The organism is Arenimonas sp., assembly GCF_019459675.1.
Lineage (GTDB): Bacteria > Pseudomonadota > Gammaproteobacteria > Xanthomonadales > Xanthomonadaceae > Arenimonas.
Genome location: NZ_JAIBFH010000263.1, coordinates 1 through 8,010 on the forward strand (window position 1 = coordinate 1; position 8,010 = coordinate 8,010).

Genomic DNA, 8,010 nt, shown 5'->3' on the forward strand with positions numbered 1-8,010 from the left:
CCCCCCCCCCCCCCGGGGGCTGTTGCACAATCAGGGTTTAGACAGCGGGCACCGACCTTGAAACCCCATCAGAGCCGCTTCCTGGACCTGGCGCTGGAGCGCAACGTGCTGCGCTTCGGCGAGTTCAGCCTCAAATCCGGCCGTACCAGCCCCTATTTCTTCAACGCCGGGCTGTTTGATTCAGGCGCCGCGCTGGCGACCCTGGGCGAGTGCTACGCCGACGCGCTGGAACAGTCCGGGCTCGCCTTCGACATGCTGTTCGGCCCGGCCTACAAAGGCATTCCGCTGGCCACCACGCTGGCCGTGGCGATGGCGCGCCGCGGCCGCGACCTGCCGGTGGCCTTCAACCGCAAGGAAGCCAAGGCCCACGGTGAGGGCGGCCTGCTGATTGGCGCCCCGGTGCGCGGACGGGTGCTGATAGTGGACGACGTGATCACCGCCGGCACCGCCATCCGCGAGTCCATCCAGACCATCCGCGACGCCGGCGGCGAACCCTGCGGCGTGCTGATTGCGCTGGACCGCCAGGAGCGGGGCCAGGCCGGAGCGCGCTCGGCGGCGCAGGAAGTCAGCGCCGAGTTCGGCCTGCCGGTGCATGCCATCGCCGGATTGGACAACCTGTTGGCACACGCCGACGAACGGCCAGGCCTCGCCGCGCACAAGGCTGCGCTGGTGGCGTATCGTTCCCGCTATGGCAGCCACACTGATTCACTGGAGGCATCCGATGATCCGTAAATTTCTCAGCCTGGCCGTGATCGCGGCGGTGCTTTCGGCGTCCGCCTCCGCCCAGGAGAAGGAAGCGGCCAAGAAGCTGTACCGCTGGACCGACAAGGACGGCAAGGTGCAGTTCAGCGACACGCTGCCGCCCGAAGCCGTGGACCAGGCGCGCACCGAGATCAATGCCGACAGTGGCATGACCACCAGCCGTTTGGACCGTGCCCTGACCGAAGAGGAGCGAGCCGCCCAGGAGGCGCTGGCTCTCGCCGCCGAAACGGCCAGCAAGCACGCCGAGCGCATCAAGATGACGGAGGAGGCGATGATCGCCTCATTCCAGAGCGAAGAAGAGCTCAAGCGCTCGTTCAAGATCCGGACCGAACTGCTGCAGCAGACCCTGGACGCCATCGAAGCCGGCATCGGCAGCCAGCGGGCCAGCCTGGCCAGCCAGCTGGCCGACGCCTCGGAAGCCGAGCTCGCCGGCCGGCGCATCAACGCCCGGCAGGCCAGCAGCATCCTGGCGCTGCACGTGGAAATGGCCAAGCAGCAGGAGATACTGGTGATCAAGCAGGGCGAGCTGGTGGCTCTGGACCAGGACCTGGTTCGGCTGGTCGAGCGCTTCAGCGACATCAAGGGCGCAGGCAAGGCGCCGGCGCCCACTCCGCCACCGCCGGCCGGCTGACTAGAACGGCAGATTGAGGTCCGGCCTCACCGCGAGCATCTGCTCGCGGAAAGCGTTCTTGATGCGCTCCAGCACCTCGGTGTCCTTGGCGTCGAAGCGCATCACCACCACCGGGGTGGTGTTGGACGCCCGCACCAGGCCCCAGCCATCCGGCCAGTCGGCCCGCAGCCCGTCGATGGTGGCGATTCGCGCGCCTTCGAACTTCGCCGTGGCCAGGAATTTCTCCACGAAGGCGTACTGCTCGCCCTCTTCCATCTCGATCTTGAGCTCTGGCGTGGATACGCCCTTGGGCAGCGTGTCGAACACTTCCTGGGGCGTCTCGGGCCGGGAGGCGAGGATCTCCAGCAGGCGCGCGGCGGCGTAGAGGCCGTCGTCGAAGCCATACCAGCGCTCGCGGAAAAAGAAGTGGCCGCTCATCTCGCCGGCCAGCTCGGCCTCGGTCTCGCGCATCTTGGCCTTGATCAGCGAATGCCCGGTTTTCCACATCAGCGGGCTGCCGCCATTGCGCAGGATGTGCATGGCCAGGTGGCCGGTGCACTTCACGTCGTAGATGATGCAGGCACCGGGATTGCGCTCGAGCACGTCGGCGGCAAACAGCATCAGCAAGCGGTCGGGATAGATCATCTCGCCCGACTTGGTGACCACGCCCAGGCGATCGCCGTCGCCGTCGAAGGCCAGGCCGATGTCGGCGCCCACGCGCTGCACGACGTCCACCAGGTCGCGCAGGTTGGCCGGGTCGCTGGGATCGGGGTGGTGGTGCGGGAAGGTGCCGTCCACTTCGCAGAAAAGCGGCTCGACGTCGGCGCCAATGGCCTCCATCAGGCGCGGGGCGATCAGGCCGGCAATGCCGCTGCCGCAGTCCACGACCACCTTGAGCTTGCGCTCGATCTGGATGTCGCCGGCGATGCGCTGGATGTAGTCGTCGGTGACGTCGCGGTGGCTGACCAGGCCAGGCGTATCGGCCAGGTGCAGGCGGTTCTCGGCGATGCGTTCGTAGATGTCCACGATGGCGTCGCCCGACAGCGTTTCGCCCTCGATCACGATCTTGAAGCCGTTGTAATCAGGAGGATTATGGCTGCCCGTGACGGAAACGCAGGAGCCGGCGCGCAGCTGGTAGGCGGCGAAATACACCACGGGCGTCGGTGCCTCGCCGATGTTGATCACTTCGCAGCCCGCCTGGCGCAGCCCCTGGATCAGGGCGTCGGCCATCTGCGGCGACGACAGCCGCCCGTCGCGACCCACCACCACGGTCCGCGCATCCTTGTTGTGCATCAGCGTGCCGATGGCCTGGCCGATCAGGCGCGCGGTTTCGGCGTCCAGCGTCTTGCCCACCACGCCACGGATGTCGTAGGCGCGGAAGATGCTGCGCTCAAGGGAAGCGCGCACCGGCACCGGTCTTGCGCCGGTCGCGGCGCCTGCGGTCGCGGCCGCAGCCACGGCCAGCGGCGCCGGCGGCGGCTCGGCTTCTCCGCGCGCCTGCAGTTCGGCCATGGTCGGCTCGTCCACCGCCACGCTGCCTTCCGCCGGGCGGCGCTCGAGGCGCAGGCCCTTGAGGTGCGGCATGGCCACCAGGCCCAGGCCCACCACCAGGCACAGCGCAGCGAACAGATAGTTCGTCCACGTGCCCAGGCCCGCGTCGATCGCCGGCGCCGCGCCGACCACGCGAAGGCCGGTCCCGGGAATCTTGACCGCATCGGCCTCGGCGAGGCCCGCCAGCGTGGTGTCGCCCGCTTCGCTGATGGTCTGCCGGCCCTGGCGAAGCGCCAGGTAGCCCCCGGACAGCGTGGCCGCCTGCACGGGAGCGGTCAGGCCTTCCACCGGCAGCCGCACGTAGACCAGGGTCAGCACGCGGCCGTCTTCGAGCACCGGCGCCGCCACGCCCAGCCGCGGCCCGCCGGCATCCATGACCACGGCAGCCTGCGCACCGTTGTTCTGCAGCGCCATTTCCAGCACACCCAGCTTGCCGTAGCCAAAGTCGGCGGCTTTCTCGTAAGCGGCGTTCAGGCCCGGCTCGTGCCATTCAATGGCTTCGGCGCCGGGGAGGGCCTGCGCGATGACATCGCGCGCCGCCGGGTCGTCGTTGCGCTTGAGCGCGGTCGTCAGCGCGATGCGCGACCGCGCGGCTTCGAGCTGCTCCACCGCCAGCCGCGCCTGGTCGCCGACCTTGCCGGCCACCTCCACGCGGGCTGCTTCGACTTGCCGCCCCAGGTCCTCGGTGGCGCCGGACTGCAAACCCTGCCAGCCGAACCAGAACGCGCCCGCGAGGGCAACGATGCCAGCCACAAGGTACGGGCTGGCGCTGCGAAGCCGCTGTGCTGCATTTGCCGCTGAAAATTTCATGCTTCCCCCTGGTGACGGACCCGGCCGTGGCCGTTCCGTTCAACGCACGCCGGTGTGGCCGAAGCCACCTTCCCCGCGCTCGCTGCGTTCAAATTCTTCAACCTGCCGGAACACTGCCCTGGCCACGGGCAGGAACACCAGCTGGGCGACACGATCCCCCGGGGTGATGGTGATGGGAAACCGCCCGCGATTCCAGAGGCTCACCATCAGCGGCCCCTGGTAGTCGGCGTCGATCAGTCCCACCAGGTTGCCCATCACCAGGCCCTGTTTGTGCCCCAGGCCCGAGCGGGGCAGGATCACCGCGCACAGGCCCGGGTCGCCAATGTGGATCGCCAGGCCCGTGGGCACCAGCTGCGCGTCGCCCGGCGCAAGCTCGATGGCCTGGTCGAGCATCGCACGCAGGTCCAGCCCGGCCGAGTGGGCGGTGGCGTACTCGGGCATCGGGAACAGCGTGCCCAGGCGCGGGTCGAGACGCTTGAACGCAACCTCACGGGTCATCGGGTCGCCTCCAGCCGGTCTGCCACCAGCTGCATCAGGTCGCGCGCCACCCGGGACTTGGGGCCATGGGCGATGTCCAGGCGGCCGTCGCGCCAGAAAACCGACAGCGCGTTGTCGTCGCACTCGAAGCCTTGTCCCGCGCGGCCAACGTCATTGGCGGCGATCATGTCCAGGCCCTTGCGGTGCAGTTTGTCGCGGGCATACGCCTCCATGTCCTGGGTTTCGGCCGCGAAGCCGACCACCAGGCCGGGCCGCTGCGGATGGGCCGCCACGTCGGCCAGGATGTCGGCGGTGCGTTCAAGCACGAGGGTGAGGGTTTCACCGGATTTCTTGATCTTTTGCGGCAGGGTTTCGGCCGGGGCGTAATCGGCCACGGCGGCGGCCCCCAGATAAACGTCCTGCGCCGGCAATTCGGCCAGGACCGCCGCGCGCATCTGCGCAGCGCGGCGCACGTCGATGCGGCGCACGCCCGCCGGGGTGGGCAGCGACACCGGCCCGGCCACCAGCGTCACCTGCGCGCCCATCGCGCGGGCGGCCGCGGCCACGGCGAAACCCATTTTCCCCGAGCTGCGGTTGCCGATGAAGCGCACCGGGTCGATGTCCTCGAAGGTCGGGCCGGCGCTCACCAGCACGCGCTTGCCCGCCAGGCGCGGCGGCAGTACCGATGCCGCAAGCGCGGCAACGATCCGGTCGGGCTCGAGCAGTCGGCCGGCGCCGACTTCACCGCAGGCCTGGTCGCCTTCGGCCGGCCCCAGCAGCTCCACGCCACGCCTGACCAGCGTGGCCACGTTGGCCTGGGTGGCGGGATGCGCCCACATCACCCGGTTCATGGCCGGGGCAACCAGCAGCGGTGCTTCGCTGGCCAGGCAGAGCGTGCTCAGCAGGTCGTTGGCGCGGCCCTGGGCGAGCCGCGCAAGGGTGTTGGCGGTGGCCGGCGCGATCAGGATCCGCGTCGCCCAGCGCGCCAGCTCGATGTGCCCCATCGCCGCCTCGGCGGCTTCGTCCCACAGCGAGCTGCGCACCGGGTGGCCCGACAGCGCCTGGAACGTCGTGGGGCCGACGAAGTGCAGTGCCGACGCCGTCATGACCACGCGCACCTGGGCGCCGGCATCGCGCAGCCGCCGCAGCACTTCGGCCGCCTTGTAGGCCGCGATACCGCCGCTGACGCCCAACAGGATGCGTTCGTCTTGCAATGGGGCCACGTGAGTTTTCCCTTACCCGTGTGATCGCCGCTAGCTTACCCGATGGCGGCGACGGCTCCGACGGCGCTGGCCCGGGACCGCGGGAGATGCTGCGGCCATGCACATACACGACTGGCCCGAAGGCGAACGGCCCCGAGAGAAACTGCTGGCGCACGGCGCGGCGCGGCTGTCGGACGCCGAGCTGCTGGCCGTGTTCCTGGGCTCGGGCACCCGCGGCCTCAGCGCGGTCGACCTGGGGCGCCGGCTGCTGGGCGAGGCGGGAAACCTGCGCGCGCTGCTGGACCTGCCGGCCGAGCGGCTGGCGCGCATGGCGGGTCTGGGCCCGGCACGCGCCTGTGCGCTGGCCGGGGCACTGGAGCTGGGCACTCGCCACCTGGCGCAGGGCCTGTCGCGGGGCGAGGCCCTCACCGAGCCCGGCCGCGCCGGCGACTATCTGTCGCGTCGCCTGCGGGCGCTGCCCTACGAAGTCTTCGCCTGCCTGTTCCTGGATACGCGGCACCGGGTGATCGCCTTCGAGGAGCTGTTCCGCGGCACCCTGGACGGCGCCGAGGTGCATCCGCGCGAAGTCGTGCAGCGCTGCCTGGCCCACCACGCCGCTGCCGTCATCCTGGGCCACAACCACCCCAGCGGCAGCGCCGAACCCAGCGCGGCCGACCGGGCGGTCACTGCCCGGCTCAAGCAGGCGCTGGCCCTGGTGGAGGTGCGCCTGCTGGACCACTTCATCATCGGCGATGGCCCGCCCTGCTCCATGGCCCGGCTGGGCGCGGTATGAGCACGACACGGGAGGCTGGCGGACCCCCACCCACCGCTGCGTATACTCGGGCCGGGCGGCCAGCCGCGGCTGCCAGGAGGCGGCGTGATACTCGGTTACTCAACCTTGTTTGCCGCAGACGCGGTGGAGCATGCGCTGGCGGACGCGGACAGTGCGCGCCAGCTGCTGCTGCAGCGCCGTCCAGACCTGGTGCCGCGCATCGAGGCGGTAGTGGCGCGCATTACCCACGGCGCCGGCGACAGCCGCCACGCCAACGCCGCGCTGCTGGGGCTGGCACGCCTGGGCCTGCGACACGGCGGCTTCGGCGACGACCCGCACGATTACCACAACGAAGACCACGTGATGGAGCTTGCCGAGCGGCGCCTTGGCCGCGTGCTCGATGGCCAGGGCCAGGACACCCTGCCGACGGAGGACGCACTGGCCCTGCTGCTGTTCGCCGCCTGCCACGATCTTCGCCAGCGCGAGGGCCGCGACGTGCCGGGGCCGGTGGGCGGCAACGAAGCGGCCAGCATCGCCGAAACCTTCCGCATCCTCGACGCCTGCGGCTTCCAGCGGGGTGGCGATCGCGATCAGTACGTGGCCCTGGAACTGATGATCGCCGGCAGCACCTTCGACCCGCGGCCGCTGCCTCATCCCGAAGGCGAAGCCATGGCCAGCGTGGCCGGCGGCTCCCTGGCCCGCGGCCTGGGCCTGTGGCTGGACGGCGAGCGCCCACGATGGGCGACCGACCCGGCCACCCGGCGCGGTGAGCGCCTGGGCCGGCTGGCGTCCGACCTGGACACCGCCAACGTCGGCGAGCCCTTCCCGCTGCTGGCGCAAAGCGCCGTGCGCCTGTGCCTGGAGCGCGAACGTCGCGCCGGCCGTTCACTCCGGGACGCCCCCAGCGGCCCCCCGTGCCTGGTTTTCCTGAGCAGCGGCCAGCTCAACTACTTCTTCGAGCTGCACCGCTTCTGCTCCCGCGAGGGCGACCGGGCGTTTGGCCCGACCAAGCTGGCCAACGGCAGCACCGTACGCCGGGTGAGCGCGGCGCTGCTGGACCGGTTCGATGGCCGGGTGCCGGCGTCGGGCCAGGCGGTGGTGGACGCCTTCAAGGCGATCTGTGCCAAAGAAGCCGGCTGAACCTGCTGGCATCGGGCAAAAAAAAGCCGACCCGGGGAGGTCGGCTTGTTGCCCCGGCCCCGAGTCACGCGTCGGGCCGAATGTTGAAGAGGAACACGGTGTCTAGGCGTGTCGGGTGCAGTTTGCCGGGGACGGGTGACAGGGCCATTACAAATCGGGGCGCCCGGTCCGGGCTACAATAGAAAGTTACCCCAAGCGGAATTCCAACCGGTGAAAGAGCATCTTCGCGAGCTGGTGGCCCAGTCCCTTCTGGACCTGCGGCGGCATGGCCGCCTCGACCAGGCCCTGGCCACGCCCGACTACGTGGTCGAGCGCACCAAATCGCGCGAACACGGCGACTACGCCAGCAACATCGCCCTGCTGCTGGCCAAACCGGCGGGCATGAAGCCGCGCGAGCTGGCCGAGCTGCTGGTCAACACCCTGCCCAGCTCCCAGCACGTGGAAAAAGTCAGCGTGGCCGGTCCGGGCTTCATCAACTTCACCCTGGCCCGCAGCTGCCGGCTGGGCACCATGCGCCGCGTGTTCGAACTGGGCAAGGACTACGGCCGCGTGCCGGCCGGCAGCCGCGAGTCGGTGACGGTGGAGTTTGTCTCGGCCAACCCCAACGGCCCGCTGCACGTGGGCCACGGCCGCGGCGCCCCCGACGGCGCCCGCCGGGGCCACCCGCGTGGTGGCGCCGGGCCCCC

At 70.3% G+C, this 8,010-nt stretch carries 7 protein-coding genes and 1 pseudogene; 5 read left to right on the plus strand and 3 right to left on the minus strand.

Going from position 1 to position 8,010, the window contains the following annotated elements:
• Positions 1–57: 57 nt before the first annotated feature.
• Both pyrE and K0M70_RS08795 read left to right on the plus strand, forming a co-directional pair.
• Positions 58–732: an orotate phosphoribosyltransferase gene (pyrE, locus tag K0M70_RS08790; protein ID WP_290781425.1), complete on the plus strand. Its 675-nt coding sequence runs from the start codon at positions 58–60 to the stop codon at positions 730–732.
• Entirely contained in the window at positions 722–1,393 is a 672-nt protein-coding gene (locus tag K0M70_RS08795; RefSeq protein WP_290781426.1) for a DUF4124 domain-containing protein, read from the plus strand. The genes pyrE and K0M70_RS08795 overlap by 11 nt, the downstream gene beginning before the upstream one ends.
• On the opposite strand, the gene K0M70_RS08800 is transcribed toward K0M70_RS08795, so the two are convergent.
• Genes K0M70_RS08800 through coaBC form a run of 3 tightly spaced genes read right to left on the minus strand, consistent with a single transcriptional unit; the run spans position 1,394 to position 5,433 of the window.
• A complete protein-coding gene (locus K0M70_RS08800; RefSeq protein ID WP_290781427.1) occupies positions 1,394–3,733 on the minus strand; it encodes a phosphomannomutase/phosphoglucomutase in 2,340 nt (779 codons plus the stop codon).
• A 39-nt stretch (positions 3,734–3,772) separates the two neighbouring features.
• Positions 3,773–4,231 (minus strand): dUTP diphosphatase, encoded by a 459-nt coding sequence (dut, locus tag K0M70_RS08805; protein ID WP_290781428.1) that lies wholly within the window; start codon positions 4,229–4,231, stop codon positions 3,773–3,775.
• A complete protein-coding gene (gene coaBC / locus K0M70_RS08810) occupies positions 4,228–5,433 on the minus strand; it encodes a bifunctional phosphopantothenoylcysteine decarboxylase/phosphopantothenate--cysteine ligase CoaBC (protein WP_290781429.1) in 1,206 nt (401 codons plus the stop codon). The genes dut and coaBC overlap by 4 nt, the downstream gene beginning before the upstream one ends.
• Positions 5,434–5,530: 97 nt before the next feature.
• On the opposite strand from coaBC, the gene radC reads away from it, so the two are divergent.
• From radC to argS, 3 genes and pseudogenes are all read left to right on the plus strand, one after another.
• A complete protein-coding gene (gene radC / locus K0M70_RS08815; RefSeq protein WP_290781430.1) occupies positions 5,531–6,205 on the plus strand; it encodes a DNA repair protein RadC in 675 nt (224 codons plus the stop codon).
• A 105-nt stretch (positions 6,206–6,310) separates the two neighbouring features.
• A complete protein-coding gene (locus tag K0M70_RS08820) occupies positions 6,311–7,324 on the plus strand; it encodes a hypothetical protein (protein WP_290781431.1) in 1,014 nt (337 codons plus the stop codon).
• A 210-nt stretch (positions 7,325–7,534) separates the two neighbouring features.
• Positions 7,535–8,010 (plus strand): annotated as a pseudogene (gene argS / locus K0M70_RS08825) (arginine--tRNA ligase); the annotation flags it as partial.